General features: G+C 54.0%; 22 protein-coding genes. 18 read left to right on the top strand and 4 right to left on the bottom strand.

The features are described 5' to 3' along the window. Positions 1-10 precede the first annotated feature (10 nt). The 4 genes from ileS to ispH are packed head-to-tail and all read left to right on the top strand — an operon-like array spanning position 11 to position 4,772. Positions 11-2,830 (top strand): isoleucine--tRNA ligase, encoded by a 2,820-nt coding sequence (gene ileS, locus HNR64_RS11495; RefSeq protein WP_204996602.1) that lies wholly within the window; start codon positions 11-13, stop codon positions 2,828-2,830. Then, complete coding sequence (gene lspA / locus HNR64_RS11500; protein ID WP_204996603.1) at positions 2,823-3,329, top strand: signal peptidase II; 507 nt, start codon at positions 2,823-2,825, stop codon at positions 3,327-3,329. Before ileS ends, lspA begins: the two co-directional genes overlap by 8 nt. A gap of 30 nt (positions 3,330-3,359) precedes the next feature. Beyond that, positions 3,360-3,821, top strand: a complete 462-nt coding sequence (locus HNR64_RS11505; RefSeq protein WP_204996604.1) for an FKBP-type peptidyl-prolyl cis-trans isomerase — start codon at positions 3,360-3,362, stop codon at positions 3,819-3,821. A 3-nt stretch (positions 3,822-3,824) separates the two neighbouring features. Beyond that, positions 3,825-4,772: a 4-hydroxy-3-methylbut-2-enyl diphosphate reductase gene (gene ispH, locus HNR64_RS11510; RefSeq protein WP_204996605.1), complete on the top strand. Its 948-nt coding sequence runs from the start codon at positions 3,825-3,827 to the stop codon at positions 4,770-4,772. A 28-nt stretch (positions 4,773-4,800) separates the two neighbouring features. Here the strand turns inward: ispH and HNR64_RS11515 are convergent, their stop codons facing one another. After that, complete coding sequence (locus HNR64_RS11515; RefSeq protein ID WP_204996812.1) at positions 4,801-5,301, bottom strand: GspH/FimT family pseudopilin; 501 nt, start codon at positions 5,299-5,301, stop codon at positions 4,801-4,803. A gap of 342 nt (positions 5,302-5,643) precedes the next feature. On the opposite strand from HNR64_RS11515, the gene pilV (HNR64_RS11520) reads away from it, so the two are divergent. The 11 genes from pilV (HNR64_RS11520) (at position 5,644) to HNR64_RS11570 (ending at position 19,093) form a co-directional block, all read left to right on the top strand. Then, complete coding sequence (gene pilV / locus HNR64_RS11520) at positions 5,644-6,090, top strand: type IV pilus modification protein PilV (protein WP_204996606.1); 447 nt, start codon at positions 5,644-5,646, stop codon at positions 6,088-6,090. Positions 6,091-6,093: 3 nt separating this feature from the next. Then, on the top strand, positions 6,094-7,122 hold the full coding sequence (locus HNR64_RS11525) for a PilW family protein (RefSeq protein WP_204996607.1): 1,029 nt from the start codon (positions 6,094-6,096) through the stop codon (positions 7,120-7,122). Continuing rightward, on the top strand, positions 7,119-7,643 hold the full coding sequence (locus HNR64_RS11530; protein WP_204996608.1) for a pilus assembly PilX family protein: 525 nt from the start codon (positions 7,119-7,121) through the stop codon (positions 7,641-7,643). Before HNR64_RS11525 ends, HNR64_RS11530 begins: the two co-directional genes overlap by 4 nt. A gap of 1 nt (position 7,644) precedes the next feature. Beyond that, positions 7,645-11,484 (top strand): pilus assembly protein, encoded by a 3,840-nt coding sequence (locus HNR64_RS11535; RefSeq protein ID WP_204996609.1) that lies wholly within the window; start codon positions 7,645-7,647, stop codon positions 11,482-11,484. After that, positions 11,484-11,933, top strand: coding sequence for a type IV pilin protein (locus HNR64_RS11540; RefSeq protein ID WP_204996610.1), 450 nt, complete (start codon positions 11,484-11,486; stop codon positions 11,931-11,933). Before HNR64_RS11535 ends, HNR64_RS11540 begins: the two co-directional genes overlap by 1 nt. Positions 11,934-12,223: 290 nt before the next feature. After that, complete coding sequence (locus HNR64_RS17390; protein WP_338061849.1) at positions 12,224-12,637, top strand: type IV pilin protein; 414 nt, start codon at positions 12,224-12,226, stop codon at positions 12,635-12,637. Beyond that, a complete protein-coding gene (locus tag HNR64_RS11550; RefSeq protein WP_204996612.1) occupies positions 12,625-13,080 on the top strand; it encodes a GspH/FimT family pseudopilin in 456 nt (151 codons plus the stop codon). Before HNR64_RS17390 ends, HNR64_RS11550 begins: the two co-directional genes overlap by 13 nt. Then, a complete protein-coding gene (gene pilV, locus HNR64_RS11555; RefSeq protein WP_204996613.1) occupies positions 13,080-13,643 on the top strand; it encodes a type IV pilus modification protein PilV in 564 nt (187 codons plus the stop codon). The genes HNR64_RS11550 and pilV (HNR64_RS11555) overlap by 1 nt, the downstream gene beginning before the upstream one ends. Beyond that, positions 13,640-14,680 carry a PilW family protein gene (locus tag HNR64_RS11560; protein ID WP_204996614.1) on the top strand — a complete coding sequence of 347 codons (1,041 nt, stop codon included), beginning with the start codon at positions 13,640-13,642 and terminating at the stop codon, positions 14,678-14,680. Before pilV (HNR64_RS11555) ends, HNR64_RS11560 begins: the two co-directional genes overlap by 4 nt. Further along, positions 14,677-15,228 carry a hypothetical protein gene (locus HNR64_RS11565; RefSeq protein WP_204996615.1) on the top strand — a complete coding sequence of 184 codons (552 nt, stop codon included), beginning with the start codon at positions 14,677-14,679 and terminating at the stop codon, positions 15,226-15,228. The genes HNR64_RS11560 and HNR64_RS11565 overlap by 4 nt, the downstream gene beginning before the upstream one ends. 37 nt (positions 15,229-15,265) lie before the next feature. After that, positions 15,266-19,093 (top strand): pilus assembly protein, encoded by a 3,828-nt coding sequence (locus HNR64_RS11570; protein WP_204996616.1) that lies wholly within the window; start codon positions 15,266-15,268, stop codon positions 19,091-19,093. 43 nt (positions 19,094-19,136) lie between these two features. Here HNR64_RS11570 and HNR64_RS11575 read toward each other — a convergent pair whose 3' ends face one another. After that, positions 19,137-20,489: a sigma-54-dependent transcriptional regulator gene (locus HNR64_RS11575; protein WP_204996617.1), complete on the bottom strand. Its 1,353-nt coding sequence runs from the start codon at positions 20,487-20,489 to the stop codon at positions 19,137-19,139. Between the two features lie 15 nt (positions 20,490-20,504). Then, positions 20,505-22,097 (bottom strand): sensor histidine kinase, encoded by a 1,593-nt coding sequence (locus HNR64_RS11580; RefSeq protein WP_204996618.1) that lies wholly within the window; start codon positions 22,095-22,097, stop codon positions 20,505-20,507. Between the two features lie 126 nt (positions 22,098-22,223). Between HNR64_RS11580 and HNR64_RS11585 the strand changes: the two genes are divergently transcribed. Next, entirely contained in the window at positions 22,224-23,852 is a 1,629-nt protein-coding gene (locus HNR64_RS11585; RefSeq protein ID WP_204996619.1) for an NAD+ synthase, read from the top strand. 63 nt (positions 23,853-23,915) lie between these two features. On the opposite strand, the gene HNR64_RS11590 is transcribed toward HNR64_RS11585, so the two are convergent. Continuing rightward, positions 23,916-24,785: an outer membrane protein assembly factor BamD gene (locus tag HNR64_RS11590; protein WP_204996620.1), complete on the bottom strand. Its 870-nt coding sequence runs from the start codon at positions 24,783-24,785 to the stop codon at positions 23,916-23,918. A gap of 97 nt (positions 24,786-24,882) precedes the next feature. On the opposite strand from HNR64_RS11590, the gene rluD reads away from it, so the two are divergent. After that, positions 24,883-25,839 carry a 23S rRNA pseudouridine(1911/1915/1917) synthase RluD gene (rluD, locus tag HNR64_RS11595; protein ID WP_204996621.1) on the top strand — a complete coding sequence of 319 codons (957 nt, stop codon included), beginning with the start codon at positions 24,883-24,885 and terminating at the stop codon, positions 25,837-25,839. Next, positions 25,836-26,609, top strand: a complete 774-nt coding sequence (pgeF, locus tag HNR64_RS11600; protein WP_204996622.1) for a peptidoglycan editing factor PgeF — start codon at positions 25,836-25,838, stop codon at positions 26,607-26,609. Before rluD ends, pgeF begins: the two co-directional genes overlap by 4 nt. The last annotated feature ends 7 nt before the right edge of the window (positions 26,610-26,616 follow it).

Below are 26,616 nucleotides of genomic sequence, written 5' to 3' on the forward strand. Positions count from 1 at the left end.
ACTAGCTTTTATGAGTGATTACAAGCACACCCTGAACCTGCCAAAAACGGATTTTGCCATGAAGGCAAATTTGGCGAATCGTGAGCCGCAAGCGTTAAAGCGCTGGTACGACGAGGACTACTACGGCCAGATTCGCCGCGCGCGCGCCGGGCGGGAAAAGTTTGTACTGCACGATGGCCCTCCGTATGCCAACGGCGATATCCATATCGGCCATGCGGTTAATAAAATCCTGAAAGATATGATCGTTAAGTCTCGCACGCTAAGCGGCTTCGATGCCCCCTATGTGCCGGGCTGGGACTGTCACGGCTTGCCGATCGAGCTCAATGTCGAGAAAAAAGTGGGCAAGGTCGGGCGCAAGGTTGACGCCGCCACTTTTCGTCAGAAGTGTCGCGACTATGCCTACAAACAGGTCGATGGCCAGCGAGAGGGTTTTAAGCGGCTCGGTGTGCTGGGTGATTGGGATAATCCCTACCTGACGATGAGCTTCGACTTTGAAGCCAATATCATTCGCGCCCTTGGCAAAATTGTTGAAAACGGCCATCTGCACAAGGGTTTCAAACCCGTGCATTGGTGTATGGACTGCGGCTCGGCGCTGGCCGAAGCCGAGGTGGAGTACAAAGACAAGACGTCGCCGGCGATTGATGTGCTGTTCCCTGTGGTGGACGCCGCGGATGCTCGCCAGCGCTGCGGGCTTGCCGATAGCGCTGACGGCGCAATGAATCTGGTAATTTGGACCACAACGCCGTGGACCATTCCGGCGAATATGGCTGTGTGCCTGCATGCCGAGCTGGACTACGTTTGGTTGTCCTATCAACGAGACGGCAACGCAGAGTTACTGCTGGTTGCTGAGGCCCTGCAGGAGTCCGTGACGAAGCGTGCGGGTATTACTGATTACGCGGTGGTTGGCCAGTGCAAAGGAGCGGCGTTGGAGAACCTCGCTCTGCAGCACCCCTTGTATGCGCGCCAGGTCCCGGTGATTTTGGGTGAGCACGTCACCACTGATGCGGGTACCGGCGCAGTGCACACCGCGCCAGCCCACGGCCAAGATGACTTTGTTGTCGGTCAGAAATATGGCTTGGATGTGTACAACCCCGTTGCGGCCAATGGTACCTACATCGAAGGTACGGAATTATTCGCCGGTCAGCATGTGTTTAAAGCTAACGAACAGGTGATCGCGGCACTGCAAGAGCGCGGTAGCTTGTTGCACAACGAGTCCTACGAGCACAGCTATCCGCATTGCTGGCGGCATAAATCGCCAATCATCTTTCGCGCGACCCCGCAGTGGTTTATCAGCATGAAGCAGGGCGGCCTGCTCGACAAAGCCATGGCCGAAGTGGATGCGGTGAACTGGATGCCAGGCTGGGGCCGGGCGCGTATTGAGTCGATGATGGGTGAGCGGCCCGACTGGTGTATCTCGCGTCAGCGTACCTGGGGCGCACCCATCGCCCTGTTTGTTCATAAAGAAAGCGCTGAACTGCATCCGCGAACGCCAGAACTGATCGAGCAGATTGCCGAGCGAGTGGAGCAGGGGGGCATTCAGGCCTGGTTTGACCTAGACGCTGCCGAGCTGCTGGGCGACGAGGCGCAGAGCTACGATAAGGTCGCGGATACCCTCGATGTATGGTTTGACTCCGGTGTTACGCACTACGCCGTATTGGCTCAGCGTGAGGAGCTGGCCTTCCCCGCAGATTTGTACCTTGAAGGCTCTGACCAGCACCGCGGCTGGTTCCAGTCCTCGATGCTCACTTCGGTGGCGGCGCAGGGCTGCGCGCCCTATAAGTCAGTGCTGACACATGGCTTCACGGTGGATGCCAACGGGAGAAAAATGTCCAAGTCCTTGGGCAATGTGGTGGCGCCACAGGAAGTGATGAATAAGCTGGGCGCAGACATTCTCCGTCTTTGGGTGGCGGCGACCGACTACCGCAATGAGATGACGGTATCGGATGAGATATTTAAACGCACCGCCGATTCCTACCGGCGCATCCGCAACACCGCGCGCTTCCTGCTTGCCAATATGGCAGGTTTTGAGCCGGGTGAGCATGCGCTGGCCAGCGACGAGATGCTCGCGCTGGATAAGTGGATCGTCCATCGCGCTGCGGTTTTGCAAGATGAACTGCTGGCCGCCTACGATGCTTATCAATTCCACGTGGTATACCAAAAGTTGCACAACTTCTGTGTGCTGGAGTTGGGCGGCTTCTATTTGGATATTATCAAAGACCGCCAGTACACCACGCCGGAAAACAGCCAGTCTCGGCGTTCGGCGCAAACGGCGCTGTACCACATTGCTGAGGCGCTGACGCGCTGGATCGCGCCGATTCTTAGCTTTACCGCCGACGAGCTGTGGCAGGTTCTGCCCGGCGAGCATCAAGGGCCGGTATTTGCCGCTGAATGGTACCAGGGCCTGCAAAAACTCTCGGACGATGACGAGATGGGCGACGCCTTTTGGCAGCGTGTGCAGAGCGTGAAAACGGCGGTCAATAAAGTGCTGGAAAACGCCCGTAACGAGGGCATTGTGGGCGGCTCCCTGCAGGCTGAAGTGACGCTGTTTTGTGACGATGAATTGATCGAGACGCTGTCGGCGCTCGGTGATGAGCTGCGCTTTGTGTTGATCACCTCTTCAGCCATGCTCGCACCGATTTCCGCGGCGAACGAGGCTGAGACGACAGAGCTGGAGGGCTTACAGGTACGCGTTGGCGCCAGTGAAGGCATGAAATGTACGCGCTGCTGGCACTATCGCGAAGACGTTGGTCAGTCGACGACGCATCCAGAACTGTGTTTCCGCTGTATAGATAACGTCGATGGTGATGGTGAGGTCCGCCACTATGCCTAATAGCGGCGCTGCGCAGCAGCGGCGGGGGCGATTGCTGTGGGGGATATTTGCCGCGGTTATTGTTCTGGTCGATCAAATTACCAAGGTTTGGGCCGACGCCAGTTTGGTGTATGGGCAGCCAAACCCCGTGTTGCCGGTGCTGGATATTACGCTGCACTACAACCCTGGAGCCGCTTTTAGCTTTTTGAGCGATGCCGGGGGATGGCAGCGTTGGTTTTTTACCGTTATCTCCGCGGCGGTAAGCGTTTACTTACTTGTGTGGCTAATGAAGCTGCGCCGACAGCAGTGGCTGTTGTCGATGGCACTGACCTTAGTGCTGGGTGGTGCGCTGGGAAACCTGTGGGACAGGGTTCGCCTCGGCCATGTTATTGATTTTATTTCGGTGCACTGGGGTAACGCGTATTTCCCCACGTTCAATATTGCCGATGCGGCGATATCGGTGGGTGCCGTGCTGTTAATCATCGATACGTTTATTCATTCAGATGCCGGCGACAAGTAAGGTCGGCATAGCGCTAACAGAGAAGCGATTATGACTATTGCGATTGGTCCGGGAACCGCCGTCACCCTGCATTTTGCTCTACTGATGGAGGATGGTAGCGAGGTGGACTCCACCTTCGAGCGCGGCCCGGCGAGCTTCGTATTCGGAGACGGTAATTTGCTCCCCGGTGTGGAGGCGAAGCTGCAAGGCTTAACGGCAGGTCAGCAAGCGACGCTGACACTCGCCCCCGAAGATGCATTCGGCCAGCGCAACCCTGCAAATATCCAGCGTATGCCACGCAGCCAGTTTGCGGATATTGAACTCAGTGAAGGCCTGGTACTCAATTTTGCTGACGCAGCGAATACTGAGCTTCCTGGCGTGGTAAGCGCGATTGATGATGAGCAGGTCGAGATTGACTTTAATCACCCCTTGGCGGGGCAGCAGCTCGGTTTCCGCGTTGAGATTCTCGACGTGCAGGTCCATGCTGGCGATGAAGAGGCCGGTGCGGAGTAAACCATGAAAATTGTTCTCGCTAACCCCCGTGGGTTCTGTGCCGGTGTGGATCGCGCTATCGAGATCGTGAATCGCGCCCTGGATGTGTTTGGCTCACCAATCTACGTGCGCCACGAAGTTGTTCACAACAAGTTTGTTGTTGAGAACCTTCGGCAGCGAGGTGCCATATTCGTCGATGAGCTCGATGAAGTGCCCGACGACAAAATCGTGATTTTCAGCGCTCATGGTGTCTCCAAAGCAGTTAGGAACGAGGCAGCGCGCCGTGGCTTGAAGGTATTTGACGCGACGTGCCCGCTGGTGACTAAGGTTCATATGGAAGTGGTCAACTACAGCAACGCCGGGCGCGAATGTGTACTGATCGGCCACAAGGGCCACCCGGAAGTTGAGGGAACGATGGGGCAGTACGACGTTAGCCAAGGCGGAAATATCTACCTTGTTGAGGATGTTGAGCAAGCGCTCAAGCTCGAGGTTAAACAGCCGGAAAAATTGTCATTTGTCACGCAAACGACGCTATCCATGGACGATACGGCGGCGGTGATTGATGCCCTGCGGCAGCGCTTCCCCACTATCGAGGGGCCGCGCAAAGATGACATCTGCTACGCCACTCAAAACCGCCAGGATGCGGTGAAAACGCTCGCCCAGCAAGCCGACTTGGTGCTTGTCGTGGGGTCTCCGAACAGTTCTAATTCGAATCGCTTACGTGAATTAGCCGAACGCTTTGGCTGTCAGGCACAGCTGATCGACAATGAGAAAGACATACAGCCCCAGTGGCTCAAAGAGGGCTTGCGAATCGGCATCACTGCCGGGGCCTCGGCGCCTGAAATACTGGTGAAAGCCGTGATTGACAGGCTCTGTGAGTTGGGCGCGTCAGCCCCCGAGGAGCTTGAGGGACGCGCAGAAAATATTACTTTTTCCCTGCCTCGCGAACTGCGTTGGGTTGAGGCCAATTAAGCCCTAGAGCCATCGCCAGTGCTCGCCGCTACTCACCACAGCGGGACTCTGCCCTGCGAATTCGTCCACCAATACTGATGACGAGCTGCCGGCCTTCTTCGCCCGTGCTAGGGCATATCGTTAGTGTACCCACCTGAAAGGCATTGCTCTTTAGATGCGCGCTGCCGTCTGGCCGGTAGCTGATGTAGTGGCTCACATGGCGGTTGCCCGTTGCATCGACCCCGCCTAGCGGGGGAATAGTGCGAAGGATTTCTTCATCGGCACCGTGCTTGCCATTGCTGTCTGTGTCGATATAGATAATAGCGCCGTGACTCCAGTGGCCGTCAGTATTGTTAATGCTAACGGTCTGCTCAAGATAAATGGCTTGTTCGCGCGCAAATTGGGCGGCGGAATGCAGCGTGTTGGTGGCGTGGCTCAGCTGTTGCTGACGCGCAAAGCGCTGCAGTGAAGGTGCCGCACCAGCGCCGATAACGGCGGCGATACTGAGCGTCACCATCAACTCGATAAGTGTCTTTCCCTGTTCATACATCTTGGAATCCTTTCCAGTCCGTAGTGTTAGCTTTAGTTCACGGATGCATTTTTTGCAATGTCTCACTACTTGCCGCTATGTCACTAGACTGCGGAATTTGCGTATTAACACTTTGAAAGTGATCATATATCTTGCAAAAAGTGGTTTTTTTTAAGTCGATACTGGTAAAGCGCAGCAAAATCGCTCAGTGTTCGGTTCATAAAAATAAATCTACTGCATGCAACGGTGTCGTTGAGTCAGGGCGGTCGCAAGGTCGAAAGATTGGGTTTCAGGGCTAAAATACCTTTTAAAGTAATCACTATGCGGCGAGGGCTTGAATGACCTTTAGCTAGGGGAGTGTAAATGATTAGCTTTCCGCGCAACCAACAAGGCGCGACGCTTATAGAAGTGCTGGTGGCATTGCTGATCACGGCTATTGGTGTCATGGGTGCGGCGGCCGTTCAGCTGAACTCTGTCAAATTCAACCAGGCGGCGAAATTCCGCTCCAACGCTGTGTTTTTGGCCAACGATATCAGTGACCGAATGCGGGCCAACCGGGTTGTCGCGTTAAAGGGCGACTACGACATTGCGATTGATGATGACGCTCCGACGGGCACGGGTGCGGTTGCCGTCGACCTGCGTGAATGGCTGGGAGAGGTTGCACTTAGGCTTCCCGCGGGCGATGGCGCGGTAATTCGCGACGATACGCGTTTCACCATCCGGATTCAGTGGAGCGAAGGTCGCTTGGAAAAGACCCGTGAAGGGTCAGCGCCCTCCCTGCAAACCTTTGATTTTGTTACGGAGCTATAAAGCGTGAATGCCCAACGAGGCTTTGGTCTGATTGAACTAATGATCGCGATCACTTTAGGGCTGATTCTGAGTACCGCGATCATTCAGGTTTTTCTTGCCTCTAGAACAAGTTATCAACTCCAGGAATCACTGTCGATGATCCAGGAGAATGCGCGTTTCGGCATGCATTTTATGGGGCGTGAAGTGAGAATGGCGGGGTATATGGGGTGTAATTCCGTCGGCAATATTGACGTTAATGTTATCGCCAAGCCAGCGACCTATGCGGCCGATTTTGTTCCCGTTAAAGGGGAGGATGATGTCGGCGCTGGGCACACTCTAGGCGCCGTTGAAGGCACCGATACGATACAAATACTCAGAGGGGGTGACGGTTCAGTACGGCTGACCGGAAACCTGGCGCCCAATAATGCCAATGTTCAAATTGAAGATAATACCTACAGTATTGCTAAAGGCGACTACGTATTGATTTCGGACTGCACATCGGCTGATATTTTCCGCGTTACTAACACGCCGAAGGAGAGTGGCAAAGGCACTGCCACCTTGACCCACAGCAAAGGTAATGATTGGAATACCAGTAATCGGCTGAGCAAAATATACGGTGGTGACGCAGAAGTGTTCGGTTTTGAAGTCACCCACTTCTTTGTGCGAGACACAGGGCGTGATACCGCTGGGGGTAGGCCTGTACTCAGCCTCTACAGCCAGCAACGACCAACGGGTAGTGGCGGTTCGATGGCAGCAGCGGTTGAGCTCGTCGAAGGCGTGGAAAATTTGCAAATCGTCTATGGTCTGGATACCGACAACGATCGAGCGATTGATAGTTACGCCGACGCATCAGCGGTGACAGATTGGCAGCAAGTGGTGAGTGCCAAGCTCGAGTTGACCCTGGTCGCGAATGATGAGGGGGTTGTGGGGCGTACCGGCTCTGTTGATGCGCAGAGCGTATACGACTCCTCTGGGCAATTGCTGAGTAACACTGACGGGCGCATGAGACAGGTATTTTCATCGGTATTTGCAATAAGGAATCGCTTGCCATGATCACAGCAAATGCGCAGCGTGGCGCGGTACTGATTGTTGCACTGGTGTTTACGGCCATTTTGACGGTCATCGGCGTTGGTGCCATGCAAAATGCCACACTCCAAGAGCGCATGGCGGGGAATAGTAGAGATATCAATGTCGCGTTTCAAGCGGCAGAAGCCGCGTTACGAGAAGCAGAAACGCTAATGGGCGTTGTTTCAAGCATTGATTTTGATGGTTCAAACGGACTTTATTTATCTTGCCCCGACCCAACAGTCAAGACCACCGCTTGTAGTCAACCTGATTGGAAATCAGATTCCGCCACTGGGTGGCGACAGGTTAGCGAACAGTTGCCAGATGTGAATCGCCAGCCGGAGTTCATAATTGAGCAGATAAGCGCGTCGATTGACGTTGGCTCATCGTTAGATTCGGACAGAACCATTGCAATGCAGGGTTACTACCGGATCACAGCGCGAGGGTTTGGCGCCAGTGATCGCTCCATGATTGTGCTCGCTACTACCTACCGGCGAGAGGAGGGCTAGTATGAAAAATAATATGCCGCCGACAGCTGTTCGGCCCTGGCTTATAAATATGCGTAGAGTAATAGGTCTTTTCTTATTTCTTATTGTGTCTGGGGGCCAGCTTGCAAATGCTACAAGCTGTGAGGTGTCGCTTCAAACTGGAGAAATAGGGTCCTTCTTCAGGACTCAATCGCAAATTTTTGATGAGCTGGAGTCGATAACCACTGTTTCGGTAAATGAAGTAGCGCCTCCTATCTTCTTTTTTGGCCGGCGGGAATATCAGTGTTCGCCATTCTCGTACTCTTTTGAAGACAATCGACTGACTGTATTTAGAGGGTGTAAAGCGAGTTTTAATATTACTGGCAGAAAAAAAGACTGTGATGACGCTGTTCCCGAGTCGGGCATATCCCAGGTGCCGCTATTTCTTTCGCAATCGGCTCCACCAAATGTCATGTACATCTTGGATGACTCTGGGTCGATGCAGTTTGAACTAATGCCTGGTGAGCTGATTCGTAACAATGCGAGATTTTTGTACCCCCGGATAAAATCTGTATACGGAGGTAGAAGTTACGACAACCGTGTAGTGACATTCAATAGTAGCTCCGCTTTTAATCGGATGAGCCGCTCTCCGCAATTGAATACGGTGTACTACAACCCTGCAATTACTTATCGTCCTTGGTTAGACGCTGACGGCGATGAATTTCCACAAGCGAACCCTCGCTGCGCACTGCATAACCCGATAAATAGCGGTTCAGGTCGAAATTTTTGCCGTGACTTAGCCGCAGAAAATGACGGCGAGTATTTTGTTGGCGAAGATGGCGGAAGTTGGAGGGAATGTCCAAAGTCAGGAGGTTGTAGTAGCGACAATAACGCTAATAAAAGGTTCTGGCCTGCAGTTTATTATTGGTTTAACGGGAATGTTCAGAGTACGGACGATAAGTGGGACACTGGAAAATACGAAAAAGTCGTTATAAAAAATTTTGCGACCTCCAACAATGAATATGTTGGTCATGGCAGGGTACGACGCAGTGATTGTGCGGATGCTGAAAACGCGACTTGTACCTATGCTGAGGAGATTCAAAACTTTGCTAATTGGTATACGTATTATCGCTCTCGTGTATTAACGGCACGAGCTGGCTCAGGTCGTGCATTTGCACTGCAAGGCGGCGGCTTGCGTGTTGGTTTCGGGAGCCTAAATAGTGAAAGTAGAAATGTAGATGATGAACCAAACACCAAAGTGATTCGAAAGGGCGTTCGCGCTTTCAGCGGCGACGATCGCCAAGCGTTTTATGACGAGCTCTACGGTATTGATATACCTGATAAAGGTACACCATTACGTGAGGCATTGAGTGCCGCTGGTGAATATTTTCAACGTGACGACGACCAAGGGCCTTGGAATGACACGCCAGGAGAAAGCGGTGGGGATGATCTGGAGTGCCGGCGGAACTACACTGTATTAATGACCGACGGGTATTGGTCAAATGGTGATTTATCTGGCGACCCATTTAAAAACAACGATGGCAAGAACAACCCAACGCATACGGCGTCTAACGGCGCCTCATACACTTATAAAGCGGTGTCCCCGTTTAAGGATGATCGTTCCGATACCTTGGCGGATGTCGCGATGTATTATTGGAAGAATGATTTACGCTCCGACCTTCCTAATGCCGTAACGATTAACAAGAAAAACCCGGCGTTCTGGCAGCATATGACAACCTTTGGGGTTGGCCTGGGGGTGAGTGGCACTATTGACCCTGAAGCGGCGTTTGCCGCATTAACGACGGGTGCCCCAATTAATTGGCCATCGCCAACATCGGATGACCTGCATAAAATTGATGACCTCCTCCATGCCGCAGTCAACAGCCGTGGCCAGTTTTTCAGTGCAAATAACCCTGACGAATTCGCACAGGGACTTTCCGATTCTCTGCAGACAATTGCCAACGAAAGTAAGTCATCTGCATCGGCAGTAGCCGCCAACTCTACTCGGCTTGATTCTGGAACATTGGTATATCAAGCAAGCTTTAATAGCTTAGAGTGGACAGGCAGGATCGTTGCTTACAAAGTGCAGTCTGATGGCAGTCTGGGAGACATAAAGTGGGATAGCGATAAGTCGGCTATACCGACTGTGGCATCGCGTAACCTGTTTGCGGCTACCGGTGATCGAAATACGGTAGTAACAGACGCCATCAATTATAATACGGCGACGTGGGCTGATCTTAGTGCTCAACAACGAGCCACCCTAAAAAATGGCGGTACTGATGACGATGGTCGCAGAATTGTTAGGTGGGTGCGAGGCGAGCAGCTGGCTGGCTTGCGTCGCCGCACAAGTATTTTGGGTGATATCGTTAATTCAGACCCTGCATTTATTGGTAATCGCGACGATTATGGCTTCCATACATTAAGTGGGTCTGAAGGTAGCACTTACCGCGATTTTTTAAGAACGAAAAAGTCCTGGGATTCCATCATCGTCGTCGGTGCGAACGATGGAATGTTACATGGCTTTGATGCAGAAACAGGTAAAGAGGTGTTTGGGTTTATTCCTGTTTCATCCTTTAGCGGTTTAGTGCAGCTTGCCGACCCCAATTATGAGCACCGATATCTTGTTGACGGGTCGCCGCGTGCGAGTGACGCATACATCGATAGCGCATGGAAAACCATTGTGGTCGGTGCCAATGGAGCTGGCGGTAGGTCTGTGTTTGCACTGGATGTCAGTAGTCCTGATACCATTAATAAAAATAGCTTCATGTGGGAATTTGCGACTGCCGCTGATGCAGAGCATAAGCTTGGCGTGGCGATGAGCGAGCCGACCATAATTCGTGTTAAGGCGGGTAATCGCTGGGTGGTAGTATTTGGAAATGGCTATGAGTCAGGCGACACGCTGAAGCTATTCGTTGTTGATCTTGCAACGGGAAGCTTAATTAAGGCGATCGACACAGAAGTTAGTGGCGTAAGCAACGGCTTAGGTTCTGTTGTGCCCGTTGATGTCGATAATGATCGTATTAGTGACTTTATATACGCAGGGGATCTCAAAGGAAACCTCTGGAAATTCGATCTTACGGCAAGTTCGGATTCGGGTTGGAAGGTTGCCTATACGTCTGCCAGCAAGCCGGCGCCACTATTTGTGGCGAAAGACGGTTCCGGGGTTCGCCAGCCGATCACTATGAGACCGACGGTAGGGCGTCACCCCGCTGGCGGCTACTTTGTTTATTTCGGTACAGGGAAGTACTTTGAGACCGTCGACGGTGTTGTAGGCGCGAGTCCGCAACTTCAAGATTTTTACGGCATTCGTGATAACGGTGCCGTCGTCAGCCGCGGCGATTTACTGGTACAAAATATTTTCTTTGAGAATACGGGGACCAACCGAGACGGGTCTACTACTGATGTGCCAGTTCGCTTGGTGTCGTCAAACTCTGCCGATGCGCCTCAATATGGCTGGCGCCTGCCGTTACAGCCGCCGGATGACTCCTTGGAAGGCGAACGTGCAGTGTCCCGGCCTCTGCTACGTAATGGCAGGATTATTTTCACTAGCTTAATCCCGAACAACAATACCTGTGGTTTTGGCGGCAGGAGCTGGCTGATGGAGCTGGATGCCAACACGGGTGGGCGGTATGCAGAACCGGTGCTTGATACCAATAACGACGGTTTGATTAACGAAATGGATGCTGTGTTTTATGTGGATGGTGAGTACTACCCGATTAGTGGCCGCAGCAGTGATGAAATTATCAAAACCCCAGGGGTGATAAGCAAGGGTGACCTTGAATATAAATACACCTCAGGCAGTAGTGGTACAGTGGGGGTCATCACCGAGAAAGGTGGCGATGGCGGAAGGATAGGGCGACAGTCTTGGAGACAATTACAGTAATGACTCATCGTCATTTATCTCGTGGGTTTACCCTAATGGAGCTCATGATCACCGTGGCAATCGTAGCGATACTCGCCTCGATTGCCTACCCGAGTTATCAAGAGCAAGTGGCTAAGTCGCGGCGCAACGAGGCGGCCAATGCCCTGATGATTGGCGCCCAGGCGCTAGAGCGCTACTACTCCGCTAATGGTCGTTATACCACCACTGCCGGGGGGAGTGACTTGCCTGCGGTGTTTCCCTCTCGGGTGCCGGAGAATGGCGGAACGTATTACACGATATCCGCGGATGGCACACCGACAGCGAATACGTTTACCTTGATCGCAGTGCGCAGAGGTACGATGGCGGGCGACAGTTGTGGAGATTTCACTCTGGATGAAACGGGTGACATGGCGTTAAAAAACAAGCCCTCTGGATCGACTAAATCCCTGGCCGACTGCTGGCGCAGGTAGTGCCGTTATACGTAGATATGCGGGTGTCCATACGCGTTATTCAGAGGTGTCGAGTGGCTCGCGAAACACGTCATTTGTTTTGTACATGGCGGTAAATCTGCGTATTCTTGCCCAGTCGCTATAGAATTATAATCAAAGTGCTGGCCGTGCTGATTGGCATTTAAGCGTTTGTGCTTTTGCAAACCATCACAATGACTACGGAAAGTCGCTGGTAACTGCTACTGGCACCCCTACTCAATGCTCCATTTGTTCGGCCGATAATAATTTCCATGCTTGGGAGAAGAGGCCGAGTGCGAGCTAAAGATATTTCCGGTTTTACCCTGATTGAATCAATGATCACCGTCGCGATCATTGGCATATTGGTTGCCGTAGCGCTGCCCTCTTATCAGGAGTATGTCGTGCGCACGAATCGATCGGCAGCGCAAAACTTCGCGATGGAGGTGGCAAATATGCAAGAGCGATTTTACTTGGACAATCGCAGTTATGCTGCCGACCTTGCTACCCTCGGCGCTTCTTTGCCGTCAGAAATTTCCGGCGCGTATGTCGTTAGTGTGACCGCCGACAACACTGCTAATCCTCCTAGCTATATGATTAGCGCTGCTCCGAAGGGGACGCAGGCAAGTCGCGATGATTGCGGGACGCTTACCCTGAACAATAAGGGAGAAAAAGGTTATGCCTCGGGGGCAACGCGATGCTGGGAATAAGTAGGTTTAGAGGCTTTACGTTACTTGAGCTGTTAGTAACCTTGGCGGTAGTGGCCATCGTGACCGCCATTGCAGCGCCGTCATTCAACGACGTTATTGAGCGCCAGCGCGTTCGCAGCGCCGCCGATACCTTACGGTCTACCATTGACTTGGCGCGCAGTGAGGCAGTTAAGCGCAACGCGGTGGTTAGTGTCAGTCGAATTGGCGATAACTGGAACAAGGGGTGGCAGGTACTCGATGGTGCAACTGTACTACAGGTCGCACCGTCTCAGCCGAGCCTGACCATTACCAGCGCGGTCAATACGGTGCAGTTTAACGGCTCGGGACGGAGCAATGCCGCGGCAGAGTTCAGTCTAGTGCCCGATTCCGGGAATACCGCAAACGCCTACTGTGTGGATATAAGCCTCAGCGGCCGCCCGCGAAGCCGGAAGGGAGGCTGCTAATGCCAAAACGGCAAGTCGGATTTACCTTAGTGGAGATTCTTGTTGCCCTACTTGTTGTCCTGGTCGGTTTAATGGGCGGAGCGGGCTTGATAGCGCGCTCTGTTCAGCAGGAAGTGGAGGCTTATCAGCGCTTACAGGCGCTTAATTTACTCCAGGATATGGTGAGTCGGATTAATGCAAACCGGCTTGTCGTGAGTTGTTATTCTGCGGGAGCCAATGGCTTGGCCTTAGGGCACGGTGCCTCCAACCCGCCCGCTTGCGCTCAAGGTTCTGCCGAGCAACGCGAGACCGCAGACGAGGATCTTGTGCAGTGGAATGCCGCATTGATTGGCAGCGCCCAACAAAATAAAAGTGACGAGAGTATCGGCGCGATGATTGGTGCCCGTGGTTGCATACAGCAGCTAGACGCGGCTACGCGTCAATATCGAGTGAGTGTCGCCTGGCAAGGTCTGAACGAAACCTCTGCTCCCTCTGATAACTTGACCTGTGGAAAGAACCAATACGGTGACGAAAAGCAGCGAAGAATTGTTACCGCGATCGTGCGAATTGGAGACTTAACGTGAACCTGTCTAGGCGGCAGCAACGTGGCCTTTCTTTGGTTGAGCTCATGATTGCTCTGGGTTTGGGCGCTTTTATGCTATTGGGGATTATTTCCTTAGTTGCCTCCGTCAGTCAGACCCGCACCAAGCTCTCTCTGGTATCAGATCAAGCAGAGAGCGGGCGGTATGCTCTGCATGCACTGAATGAAGAGTTGGCACTGGCGGGTTTTCTCGGCACCTATCATCCGGGTGTTGGTGTGGCCGATTACCAGCTCGTTGACCCATGCGTAAATAGTGGCAATGCGAGTGACCTAGGTTTTGATCCGAGTACGCTTGCGCTGCCGCTTGCGGTGTCTGGTGTTGCCAGCGGTGCCGCAATGCCGGCATGTATTGGTGCAGATAGTCCGGTGGCGAACTCGCCGATGCTGAACATTCATCGTGTGGACGTTGCCGAGGTGGACGTGGCGAGCATCGCGGCGGGAAACACGACACCGTATCTGCAGGTTTCCAACTGTGAGCTAGATGCTCTGCCTTATGTACTGAATACAGACCCTGCTGCGCTTACCTTGCGGGCAAAGGGTTGCGCGTCATTAGCAAGTGCTCGCCCTTACCTCGTTCGCAGCTACTTTATAAGCGATTGTGAGGATTGTGCCGACGGTGGTGATGGTCGCCCCACACTTAAAATGCTGGAGTACAGCAGTAGGGTTCGGCGCGTACTGCCACTGGTCTCCGGCGTCGAAGACCTGCACATCGAATACGGATTAGATTTAGATATCGACGGTGGCCCCGATTGCTATGTGAGTGATCCCGGAGCCGCCGTTGCGCCCGGTGGCTGCCCGGCCGCAGAGTGGTCTGGTACGGCAACGGAAAACTGGCGGGATACCGTTGCTGTGCGCGTACATTTATTGATTCGCTCTGAAGAACCGATTTTAGCGGAGCCAGTTGAAGACACCTTTGACCTTGGTCGCGCTGACAGGGTGGGGCCTTTCGACGACCGTTTTAAACGGCAAGTTGTGTCGACCGTTGTGTTAATACCTAATGTTGCGGGGCCGAGAGAATGATAAGCGTAAAGCGACAGTCAGGCTTGGTATTGATCGTAGTGCTCGTCATGCTGGGGATATTCAGCATTATCATTGTCAGCATGCTGAGCGGCAGCAATATTAATTTTAAAATAGCCGGTAATCAGCAGTATCACATCGAATCAAAAAATGCGGCGAGTAACGCCATAGAATCTTTTGTCAGTAATCCGGCTAATTTCGCAATTCCATTGCCCGACGGGAATACGGAGTTTGGCAGCGACTTCAATGGTGATGGTAGTGATGACATGGTTGCTGTGGTCGCGCCGCCAACCTGTCTGAGTACAGACCCAATAAAACAGGTTGAACTTGATGTCGCCGACCCAGCAGATGCTCAGTGCCTGGGAACGGGTAAAAATAATACCAGCGGTGTGCTGACGGATGACGACGTTGCCCTCCAAGGCAACTCCTGGTGTACCAAAATGCGCTGGGATATCGCCGCAACAGTGGGTGACGCTAAGACTGAAAGCCGCTTGGAAATGCACCAAGGGGTGTATTTGCGCGAAGTCATTGGGACGCCCTGTTTGAATTAATTCTCCGGTTTAACCGGTGTTAGAAAGAGTGAAGGCCATGAAAACGCTAATTAGTTGGATCCGTCTGTCGCTTCTATTTATCGCGATGTCTGCGCCGACACAGGCCGAGGATATCGATTTATTCGCTGGGATCACCCCTGGCGGTGCCAACCCCCCAACGGTATTGCTGGGTTGGCACAGTACGGCGAACTCCAATGCCAATGTCACCCACGGCTGCGTTTACGGAGATAGCGGCGCGGCCCCATCGCTTGGTGATACGGTGGGCGGTATGGAGCAGTGTGCGCTGGTGAACACCATGCTCTCTCTATTAGACGCCGAAAATGATTACTTGCTAGGTGCAATTAAGATTGGCCTGATGGTATTCAATGAAAATGGTTACAGCAGCTTCAATAATGGCACGGGTTTAGGTAATGGCGATAACCGGTGTGGTTATTTGCTTGTGCCACCAACATTGATGGACAGCTCTGGTATTAACAGCTTCATTAGCAAGCTTAAAAGTATTGATAAAAACAACTTGGCAAACCAGTCGCGGCTGGGTGATCTGATTGCCGAAAGTTGGGCCATGTTGAATGGTCTGGCAACCTCTTGTTCAGGCGTTGACTACTCCGGTCTTGCGGAAACGGCGACCCAATGCCGCGACGCCGTGCTCGTCTATATTGGCAATGCCACGAAGGAAAATTCCAGTGTTGCCGATGGCACGGGAAGCCCCGATACGCTATTGAAAAACCAGTTAACAAGTGAGTTTTCCTACAGCACCGGTTCTTCTCAGTACAAGTTTTTTGCCACACCGCGCGCAGTTACCCAGCTCACCAATTCAGACTCATCCAATAATAAATATTGGGGGGATGAATGGGCGCAGTTTATGAATCTGGTAGATACCAGTGACAGCGCACAATCTGATCGCAATGTCAGTACCTACTCTATTGCGGTTTACGACCCTAGCTTAGAAACAAAGCTGGCTGGCGAAATCAACTTCCTCGCAGACTTGGCGAATGTTGGCGGCGGCAAGGCATTTAAAGTAACAGCTGATAATCATGCTGGTTTGGCGGAGGTGCTCCTGCAGATATTTAATGAAGTGCAGGATATTAACAGTGCATTTTCATCGGCGACGCTGCCTGTTAGTGCTAACACGCAAGGCACCTTTCTGAACCAAGTTTATATCGCCAGCTTTCGGCCAGACAGCGACGCGGCTCCACGTTGGAACGGCAACGTTAAACAGTATCAGCTCGGCTTTGACGCCGGTGGAAATATCGTTTTAACTGATTCGACTCAGGATGTGGCGTCGGTGGTTACTTCTGTTACTAACCCCATCACCGGAGCAATTGTTGATGATGCAGTGAGCTTCTGGACGACAAACACGCCCAAGGATGCGTCAGGCGCCGCCGTGGCGGATTGGCCGCTGGATGGCTTCTGGCGTAATAGCCCGGAAGGAGAGGGCTTTGCCTTTGACCACCCTGACGGCGATTTAGTTGAGAAAGGCGGTGCGGGCCAGCTGTTGCGGGTGAATAACCTGACCACGTCATCAGGCCGCAAAGTCTATACCTGTAACAGTGTTGGGAGTTGTCCGAGCACGTCGGTTTTACCTGAATTTAAGACGACGAATACCGCGCTAGTTTCGCAGCTTGATGCAGAGCTGGGCGCCGCCGAAGAGGGCGGGACTGCATCGATCAGTGTGGGTCGCTATGACGATGGCGAAAAGATATCAACAAGCTGCTCAGGTGATGGCAATAATATCACCTGCACTATCACTCCTGAAGGTAGTGGCGGTACTCAGCTGAACGCCTCAACCGATAAGGTAGTAATACTAAACGCATGGAATGAATCGCTGAAGGCTAATAAACAGAGCTGTACCTTTGCCGAACCGTGCAGCATCAGCAATGTCACGGCCACAAGTTTTGACGTTACCTCTCGCAATATCCCCGATGACCAAACCTACAATGGTGCCGTTATTGTAGAAGTGAGCCGTGCCGCTCGTGTTGCGCAAACCTCCCATGGTTTGTCATTGGGAGACCAGGTTGAATTAGAGGGCTGTACTGTCGGTTCTACCGTCAATACACACAATAGCGCCTTGCTCAACGGCACAGTGCTCGGCAGTGTGATCGCGGTTACCGATGCCGACAACTATGTGCTAAGGCTTGGGGACTACGTGCTTGCGGAAAACAACAATGTAAGTTGTGGCAGCAGTGCAGTGTCGCTAACCGCCGAGACCGTCATCGATTGGGTACGCGGGGAAGATATTATCGGCAATGAAAGCCGTCGAGGCCCATGCCCGCCCGAGCTACGCGGGAGCGATTGTCCGATCACCGCGCGTGGGTCGATTCATGCAGATGTCCTGCACTCACGCCCCGCGGTTATCAACTACGGCGGCACTACCGGGGTTGTTGTGTTCTACGGCTCCAACGATGGCCACTTCCACGCCATCAATGGTAATCAGGCAGGTAATATCGCCGGCGTACAACCCGGTGGTGAGTTATGGAGCTTTATTGCGCCGGAGTTCTTTGGCAAGTTTAAGCGGCAATTCAATAACGACCCGCTGGTGAAGTACCCAAATGTGCTCGACAGCCGGGCTCAGCCGCGCGACTACTTTTTCGACGGAAACACCACGACTCTGCAGGACAAGCGCACCGGTAAGCCCACGTCTGGAAAGTCCTTGATCTTTATGTCGGCGCGCCGTGGCGGACGTTTACTTTATGCACTCGATGTCAGCAATGTCGCGGAACCGCGTTATCTGTGGTCGCTGACGAATGATCAGGTTCCGGAGTTGGGGCAGACATGGTCGCAGGCCCAGCTGACCTTAATCAAAGGTCACAGCAACCCCGTATTGATTTTGGGGGCGGGCTACGACCCTGCCGAGGACCAAGAGCCAGCACCTGCGACGAATAGCCAGGGACGGGGTATTCTCATTCTGGATGCGATGACCGGAGGAGTGCTGTGGGCAGCGCTGGCTGACTGTACCGGTGTCACCGTGGCAACAGGCGGACACTGCGAGACCGTTTCCGCGATGACGAAATCGTTTCCCGCTGATGTAACGGTTCTGGATAAGGACTTAGATGGCTTCACCGACCGCCTCTATGCGGCAGATGTGGGCGGGAATATATGGCGTGTTGACCTTGAGGCAGCCAGCCCCGCGACAACCGCCTTTAGCGACATTGAAGTCAATAAGTTCGCAAGCCTGGGGGGCAGTGGCAACAGTGCTCGCAAATTCCTCTTCGCCCCGGATGTCGTGCCCACGAATAATTTCGACGCTGTGGTGGCGGTCTCCGGCGACCGTGAGCACCCGCTTTATACCAGTAGTACCACCGCCGGGCTTGCCTACAATGTCGAGAATAAGTTTTTCATGATTATGGACAAAAATACCGGTAAGTCGATGCCCTCGACTCACTCGGCGGTGACCGTAAGTGACCTCGTTGACCAAAGCACTTTGCAGTGTACCGACGGCAGCGGTGGCATTGTGTCCTGTGGCAGCGAAGGAGCGACCGAACTGTATTTTAGTGGTTTGGATAGCGGTGTCGCAGGGTATTACTTTGACCTGTTGGTGGGTGAAAAAGGCGTTAACGCACCATTGGCGGTTGCCGGGAAAGTCTATTTTGGTACCAACCAGCCGGATGTGCCCGATGCTGAAAGTTGCAGTGCAAATTTGGGTAACGCCGGCGCCTATGTCGTGAACCTTGTGACGGGTGAGCGGCAGAGAAATGAATTCTCTGGTGGTGGACTTCCACCGTCGCCCATTGCCGGGCTTGTGACGATTGACGGAAAAACCGTGCCCTTTGTGATTGGTGGGGCGGGGCCATCACCCTTTGATCCCAGCACCCCCGCGCTCGACCTGTCCGGCGGGCGAAAACGCACCTATTGGTATTACGAATAAAGAAAAAGGCAGCCTCGGCTGCCTTTTTCGTTCTGTGAGTTCATTAGTCGAGGTTGTACTTCTTTAGTTTGTAGCGAAATTGCCGGAAGGTGAGCCCCAGCAACTTCGCTGACTCCGTCTTATTGCCCTGTTGGGCTTTTAGCGCGGCATTGATAATGTTTTGTTCAATACTGGCTAGGTACCCCTCTACGTCTCCGATAGCTGCCGATAGGTGGTCGGCGTGTTTATCCGGGTTAACGCTACTATTTGATGTCGGTAGCGATAGATCCTTGGCAGTGATGATCTCGTCGTCGCACAGTGTTGCGGCGCGTTCAATAATGTTTTCCAACTCGCGGACATTGCCGGGAAAAGGGTAACTGCTCAGCGCATTAAGAGCATCTTCACTGAGACGGGGGGCCGGTATACCCCATTCGCTAGCAATTTTCTCTAGCATAAAATTGGCCAATAACGGGATGTCGCTGACCCGTTGCCGCAGGCTGGGCACCGCGACCTCGATAACGTTAATACGGTAGAACAGGTCACTGCGGAAGTGTTCTGAGGCGACTTCGCGGGATAGGTCTCTATGCGTGGCACTGAGTATGCGAACGTCGACGGCAATTTCCTCATTTGAACCGATGCGCCGCACGGCCTTTTCCTGAATGGCGCGAAGCAGTTTAACCTGCATATTCAACGGCAGGTCGGCGACTTCGTCCAGGAAGAGAGTGCCGCCATTGGCAGCTTCAAATAAGCCTTCCTTATCACCGTAGGCGCCAGTAAAACTGCCCTTAACATGACCAAAGAACTCACTTTCGACAAGCTCGTCGGGGATGGCGCCACAGTTCACTGGGACAAAGGGAGCATTGCGGCGCGGCCCATTGGCGTGGATCATGCGCGCCACCACTTCCTTGCCGCTGCCCGATTCGCCACTTATGTAGACGGGAGCCTGGCTGCGGGCAAGCTTGGTGATTTGCTGGCGCAGTCGGCTGATAACGTCGGTTTCGCCGAGTAAGCGGGTGTTGCGGCTGCTGTCGATGGCGGTGGCGCTGCTACTCTCCAGCTGCAGGGCGGTTTTGATCAGGTTGCGCAACTGCTCAATAGACACCGGCTTGTTGATGAAGTCGAATGCCCCCGCCTTTAGTGCTTCAACGGCGAGCTCTGTGCTGCCGTAGGCGGTTAACACCGCAACGGCGGTTTCGCTGCAGTGCTGCTGGATGTGGTGAACGACGTCCAAGCCCGAGCCATCTGGCAATTTGATATCGGTAAGACAAAGTTGAATAGTGTTTTGCTGCAGGAGTGCGATAGCGTCACTGACACAGCCGACCGACTCGGTATGAAGGCCCATGCGACTGATGGTAATTTCCAGAAGTTCGCGAATATCCGGTTCGTCGTCAATGATGAGTACGGTTTTCTGTGTCATATCGGCTTGTCAGTCTTAATCGGGGAACGCGCTGCGCTGCGGGTGGGCGAATTGTAATCGAAAACAGCTGTCGCCGCTGGGTTCCCGCCGGTAGCTAATAGCGATTTGGTTCGCCAGGCAGAGCTCGCGGCAAAGGTACAAGCCGAGCCCATTGCCCTGAGACTCCGTGGTGAAAAAGGGCTCAAAGATTTTGTCTTGATTGTCCTGTGAAATGCCGGGGCCATTATCGATGATATCCAGTGTCACACCGCCGCTAATACCGTTGCTCAAACGGTAGCGGATAACGGCGTTGTCGGCCTCTGCCAGGCTATGGCGAATACCGTTTTCCGTAATATTGCTCAGTATCTGGTTTAGCTGGCTTTGGTCGACATTCACCGTGTCGTTACTGCATTGTGAGTCGTCCGTTAGCAGCTGAATTTGCCCCTGATGAATGCTGTGCCAGTCCCGGCAAAAGCGCTGCAGCCAGGGCATTAGTGCGAAGGCTTCAGGTTTGGGCAGTCGGCCGCGTGACAGCTCGAGAACATTTTTTACAATATCGTCCATGCGTTTTGCATGGTTTTGGATAATGCCGACAAAGCGCGCATCGCCGTCGTCGAGGTGCGGGCCTTCGGCGAGCAGTTGTGCCGCATGGCTGATTGCCGAGAGAGGGTTGCGTATTTCATGCGCGATGCTGGCGGTGAAGCGCCCAAGCGAGGCGAGCTTCAAGTTTTGCGCGCGCTGATTGATCTTGCTGATATTTTCAATATACAGCAGGAAGTCTTCGTCGTTGTCTTGGTCCAGCTGGGCGATATTGACGTGTAATTCCACGCCCGAGGGCTGCAGCTGAATGATTTTCGACAAGCTGCTACCCGGTGCAGTGAGGGCGGTGATTTGCGGAGGAGCATAGAGTGAATCGGGGCGACGTTGGTAGGGGACTTGCAAGAGCTCTGCGGCAGCGGCATTGCAGAGCTTGATGCGGCCACTGCGTGACATGACCACAATGCCAGTCTGCATTCGCTGCACAATGCTTTGGTTGATTTGCGAGAGCCGCTCTAAGTCACTGCGGCGGCGCTCTGCCAACTGCTGAGCGGAAATAATTCGTTGGCTGAGGTAGCGAATGGCAATGGCTGTCGAAAAATAGGCCATCCCCATCATGCCAGCGACGACAAATTGCTGGGTCTCTACGCGCTCGTACAGGGTGTTGGCTGCGACCTCGGCGATGGCGCTGATGGTCGCCAGCGAGGCCAGAGACAGGCACAAGCGGGCGGGTAAGGTCATGCTGGCTGCGCTGATACTAACCATCAACAGGGAGGCGAGGCCAGAGTCGGCGCTTGCCGAGCAGTAGCTCATCAGCATGATGCAGCCAATGTCGATGAAAAACTCGAAGAACAGCCCCGTGTCGTGATAGTGACGACTGGTCAGTAAGTGCTGGAACAAGGCAAGCAGTGAAAAAGCCAGGTAAGCAAAGGAAATCAGCGAATAGATGCCGGGGGCGGTACTTCCCAGCACCGATTGACTGAAGCCGTAAATGAAGATGAAAAACAGCGCGCTGGCTAACAGCAGGCGGTACACCGCATATACCCGCATGACGGCGCGGCGTTGGCTGTGGTCGATGCTGGCGCTATGCATGATGCTCTCGTTCAGATAATGCTAATAAGTGTATCTGGCAATTCCTGCGGATGCACATCGCGAGTTTTGATAGAATGCCTGCGCACCGCGGTAAGCCAACGCCTATTAACGGGGATACACATATTCATGACCACGCTTCGTATTGTTACTGCTCAGATCAACCCGGTAGTAGGGGACATCGAAGGCAACACCGACAAAATTCTCAATGCCGTTGAACAGGCAATACAGGCGCACAACCCCCAGCTCATATTGTTCCCAGAGCTTGTTGTAACGGGGTATCCGCCCGAAGATTTGCTGCTGCGCAGCAGCATCAGCCATCGGGTAGAACGCGCGTTGGCGCGCATTGCCAAAGCCGCGAAAGAGACCTATATCGTCGTCGGCTATCCGCGCAGCCAAGAGCAGGGTTTGTACAACACGGCCGGGGTGTTCTACCGCGGCCGTTTGCTCCACGAATACCACAAGCAATGTTTGCCGAACTACCGCGTATTTGATGAAAAGCGCTACTTCAAAGAAGGCCGTGAAAGCGTCGTCTTTGACCTGTTTGGTGTGCCCACGGCGCTGAGTATTTGCGAAGACATTTGGCAGGATGGCCCCACCGCGGCTGCCAGAGCCGCCGGGGCACAGCTGATGTTGAATATGAGCGCCTCGCCCTTCCATGCGGGTAAGCAGATAGAGCGCGAAGCCCTGCTGGCGCAACGGGCCTGGCAAGGCGGAATGCCCATCGTCTACTGCAATTTGGTGGGAGGGCAGGACGAACTGGTGTTTGATGGTGCGTCAATGGTGGTTTCCAAAGAGGGCGAATTACTGGCGCGAAGCCCCGCCTATGTCGAGCATCTGGCCTGTGTTACCGCACATTGGCAGGACGGCACACTGAGCATTGATGAAGGGGCGGTGACCGACCTTAAGCCGGTGCTTGACGATGTCTACGAAACGCTGGTGCTGGGGGTGCGCGACTACGTTGAGAAAAATGGCTTTAAGGGCGTGGTGTTGGGTTTGTCAGGCGGTATTGATTCCGGTTTGACGCTGGCGATTGCCGTAGACGCACTGGGCCCGGAGCGCGTGGAGGTGGTGATGATGCCCTTTCGCTACACGGCGTCCATGAGCGTTGAAGATGCCGAGGAACAGGCGAATATGTTGGGTGTGCGCTACTCCTGTCTGTCGATCGAGCCGATGTACGACGCCTTCATGGCGACGTTGGCAGACGAGTTTGCCGGCACCCAAGTCGATACCACGGAGCAGAACCTACAGGCCCGCTGTCGTGGTGTTCTGTTGATGGCAATCTCCAATAAAAAGGGCTACTTGGTCCTCACCACGGGCAACAAAAGCGAAGTGGCGGTCGGTTACTCGACGCTATACGGCGATATGGCCGGTGGCTTTGACGTACTGAAAGATGTCGCTAAAACCCGGGTGTTTGAACTGGCTCGCTATCGCAATACTCGCTCTCCAGCGATCCCGCAGCGCGTTATCGACAGGCCGCCCTCGGCTGAGTTGGCGCCAGATCAGAAAGATGAAGACAACCTGCCGCCCTACGATACGCTGGATGAAATCCTGGAGCGCTATATCGAGCGCGATGAAAGCGCTGAAGCGATTATCGCCGATGGCTTTGACCGCGACACCGTGTACAGGGTACTGCGCCTTGTCGATTTAAACGAGTACAAGCGCCGGCAAGCACCGATCGGTACGCGCATCACCGAGAGAGGCTTCGGGCGTGACCGTCGCTATCCCATCACTCAGAAATGGCCGATTGGCGATTGATAGACCGGAAATAAAAAAGGGCGCCTATGGCGCCCTTTTTTTGTACCTCGCTGTCGCGACGACCTATTCTTCACTCTTGCTGCGGTTGTCAAAACGCGGCGGCTCATAGCGGTCAAACAGGCCGAAGGTGGCTTTATTGATAAATGAGCCTTCCTGTTCGATACCGACTTCGCTGATGAAGTTACCGTTTTTGTCGAGGTTGGGGTGGTCAGGATAGTTCTTGCGCAACACGGCAAGTGACTGCTCCGCCAGATCATCCATGCCTAACAGCAGATAGGCTTGCACCATTACCGCTAGTGCATCGGGCACTGCCGGTGTTTGCGGCAAATTTTCGATAACATAGCGCCCGCGGTTGGCCGCGGCCAAGTAGGCTTTGCGCTTGAAGTAGTAATTCGCCACATTGATCTCGTAGCGCGCGAGACGGTTGCGCAGGTAGATCATCCGGGCGCGCGCATCGTCTGCATACACGCTGTTCGGGAAGCGCTGTAGCAGCTGGCGAAAATCTTCGAAGGATTGGATCGCCGAACCCGGGTCGCGCTGAGTCATGTCAGTGGGGATGAAGCGTTCCAGCAGGCCCTCGCCCTCGGTGTAGTTCGAGAGGCCGCGCATGTAGTAGGCGTAATCCACTTTCTCGTGCTGTGGGTGCAGGCGAATAAAGCGATCGGCAGCAGCGATCGCTGCCTCGTTGTCACCGCCGCGATAGTAGGCGTAGATAATCTCCAGCTGCGCTTGTTCGGCATAGGGGCCGAAGGGGTAGCGGCTTTCCAAAAGCTGCAGGTTCTGAATAGCCAGTGAAAAGTTCTTGCTGTTCAGGTAGCCTTGCGCGGTTTCGTATATCTCCCGCTCCGACAGTTCCTGTCGTTCAGGTTCGCTGGCGCAACCCACGAGGGTGGCGATGAGAAGGAGTGCTAGGAGCTTGTTAAACGCTTTCATTTACCCGTTCCAAATGGCGGAAGAACCCCGCATTTGCGAGGGCCTGCTATTTAACCACAGCGTGTCAGTGGTATAAAGAAGGCCTCGGAGAATCACTATGACAGAAACCATCAATCGCCAGGAAATCGTTCCCGCCGACCTCAACTATGCGCGTTTCGACCAGGCCGCCAGCGCCTTGTTCCCCGAATATTCGCGATCGCGCCTACAAAGCTGGATAAAAGGCGGCCAATTAACGGCCAATCACAGCAGCTGCCGCCCTCGGGACAAAGTTCACAAAGGCGACGTGCTGACCCTGCAAGCGGAGCTGCAACCCGAGGGGCGTTTTGAGGCCGAGGCGATAGCGTTGGATATCGTCTATGAAGACGACGATATTATCGTGATCAATAAGCCCGCCGGCCTGGTTGTTCACCCGGGTGCCGGTAATCCCAGCGGCACCCTGCTGAATGCCCTGCTCAGTCACTGCCCCAGTATTGATAGCGTGCCGCGCGCGGGTATTGTTCACCGTCTCGACCGCGATACGACCGGGCTCATGGTGGTTGCCAAAACGCTGCGAGCCCACGCCGACTTGGTGGCGCAGCTGCAGGCGCGCGATGTTCACCGCGAATACGACGCCGTTGTGATGGGCAGCATGACCGGTGGGGGTAAGGTTGAGGAGCCAATGGGGCGTCACCCCCAGCAGCGCACGAAAATGGCGGTGGTGCAGTTTGGCGGCAAGGAGGCGATTACGCATTATCGCCTGCAAAAACGTTATCGCGACCACTGCCATGTGCGCTGTTTTCTTGAAACCGGCCGCACCCACCAGATTCGTGTGCATATGGCCCATATTCGCCACCCTTTGGTGGGCGACGCCACTTATGCCGGTCGGCCGCGCCTGCCCAAAGGCGCGAGCGATGCGCTGGTGAATATGCTGCGCAGCTTTCCCCGGCAGGCGCTGCATGCCCGCAAGCTTGAACTCGAGCACCCCATAAGTGGCGATACCATGAGCTGGGAAGTGCCTTTGCCCGACGACATGCAAGCTCTGCTAGCCGTATTGGATGCGGAGGAAAAGTTGTGATTCGCGCGGCCTGGCCAGCGCCCGACAATGTGGTCGCGCTGACCACAACGCGGCACGCGCCAGCGGGCACTATCGGCGCCAGTGAAGGGGCGTATGCGGATTTTAATCTTGCCCAGCATGTTCACGACAAGCCGCTGGCGGTCGCCGCAAACCGCGCGGCGCTTTTCCACCAATTGCAGCCGCAGGGCTTGCGTCGTATTCAATGGCTGAACCAAACCCACGGTACTGCTGTGTATCGATCTCAGGCCGATGTGCAGGCGCTGCCCGATGCCGATGCCGCCATTACAACTGACATCGGCCAGGCGCTTGCCGTATTAACCGCCGACTGCCTGCCGGTGTTGCTCTGTGACCGGTCAGGGCGTCAGGTGGCCGCTGTTCACGCAGGTTGGCGCGGCCTGTGTAGCGGTGTGGTCGCCAATGCCGTTGCCGCGTTTGATCGCCCCGCTCAGCAATTAATGGCGTGGTTGGGGCCGGCGATTTCCCCTCAACACTTTGAAGTTGGCGAAGAGGTGCTACAAGCGTTTCAGTGCCAATTTTCCGGCCCGGATACCGCTGCCATTCGCGCCGCCTTTGTGCCGGCAGACGGTCACTCTGGAAAATATCTCGCCGATTTGTATCAATTAGCGCGGCTGCAGTTGAAATCGCTCGGAGTCGACGCCATCTATGGAGGAGAGTACTGCACGGTGGCCGACGAGGACCTGTTCTACTCCTATCGGCGACAGCCCCAGTGTGGGCGCCAGGCCAGCATTATTCTGTTGCGCGACAGCTAAAAATCTC

The organism is Spongiibacter marinus, assembly GCF_016906995.1.
In the GTDB taxonomy this organism is placed as follows: Bacteria; Pseudomonadota; Gammaproteobacteria; order Pseudomonadales; family Spongiibacteraceae; genus Spongiibacter; species Spongiibacter marinus.

Excerpts from the sequence above, each read along its gene's own strand:
- HNR64_RS11590 (WP_204996620.1), bottom strand. The coding sequence starts at position 24,785 with ATGAAAGCGTTTAACAAGCTCCTAGCACTCCTTCTCATCGCCACCCTC.
- HNR64_RS11540 (WP_204996610.1), top strand. The coding sequence starts at position 11,484 with ATGACTCATCGTCATTTATCTCGTGGGTTTACCCTAATGGAGCTCATG.
- pilV (WP_204996613.1), top strand. The coding sequence starts at position 13,080 with ATGCCAAAACGGCAAGTCGGATTTACCTTAGTGGAGATTCTTGTTGCC.
- HNR64_RS11575 (WP_204996617.1), bottom strand. The coding sequence starts at position 20,489 with ATGACACAGAAAACCGTACTCATCATTGACGACGAACCGGATATTCGC.
- HNR64_RS11585 (WP_204996619.1), top strand. The coding sequence starts at position 22,224 with ATGACCACGCTTCGTATTGTTACTGCTCAGATCAACCCGGTAGTAGGG.
- HNR64_RS11570 (WP_204996616.1), top strand. The coding sequence starts at position 15,266 with ATGAAAACGCTAATTAGTTGGATCCGTCTGTCGCTTCTATTTATCGCG.
- HNR64_RS11530 (WP_204996608.1), top strand. The coding sequence starts at position 7,119 with ATGATCACAGCAAATGCGCAGCGTGGCGCGGTACTGATTGTTGCACTG.
- HNR64_RS11580 (WP_204996618.1), bottom strand. The coding sequence starts at position 22,097 with ATGCATAGCGCCAGCATCGACCACAGCCAACGCCGCGCCGTCATGCGG.
- lspA (WP_204996603.1), top strand. The coding sequence starts at position 2,823 with ATGCCTAATAGCGGCGCTGCGCAGCAGCGGCGGGGGCGATTGCTGTGG.
- ispH (WP_204996605.1), top strand. The coding sequence starts at position 3,825 with ATGAAAATTGTTCTCGCTAACCCCCGTGGGTTCTGTGCCGGTGTGGAT.
- rluD (WP_204996621.1), top strand. The coding sequence starts at position 24,883 with ATGACAGAAACCATCAATCGCCAGGAAATCGTTCCCGCCGACCTCAAC.
- HNR64_RS11515 (WP_204996812.1), bottom strand. The coding sequence starts at position 5,301 with ATGTATGAACAGGGAAAGACACTTATCGAGTTGATGGTGACGCTCAGT.
- HNR64_RS11535 (WP_204996609.1), top strand. The coding sequence starts at position 7,645 with ATGAAAAATAATATGCCGCCGACAGCTGTTCGGCCCTGGCTTATAAAT.
- HNR64_RS11505 (WP_204996604.1), top strand. The coding sequence starts at position 3,360 with ATGACTATTGCGATTGGTCCGGGAACCGCCGTCACCCTGCATTTTGCT.
- HNR64_RS11565 (WP_204996615.1), top strand. The coding sequence starts at position 14,677 with ATGATAAGCGTAAAGCGACAGTCAGGCTTGGTATTGATCGTAGTGCTC.
- pilV (WP_204996606.1), top strand. The coding sequence starts at position 5,644 with ATGATTAGCTTTCCGCGCAACCAACAAGGCGCGACGCTTATAGAAGTG.
- HNR64_RS11550 (WP_204996612.1), top strand. The coding sequence starts at position 12,625 with ATGCTGGGAATAAGTAGGTTTAGAGGCTTTACGTTACTTGAGCTGTTA.
- ileS (WP_204996602.1), top strand. The coding sequence starts at position 11 with ATGAGTGATTACAAGCACACCCTGAACCTGCCAAAAACGGATTTTGCC.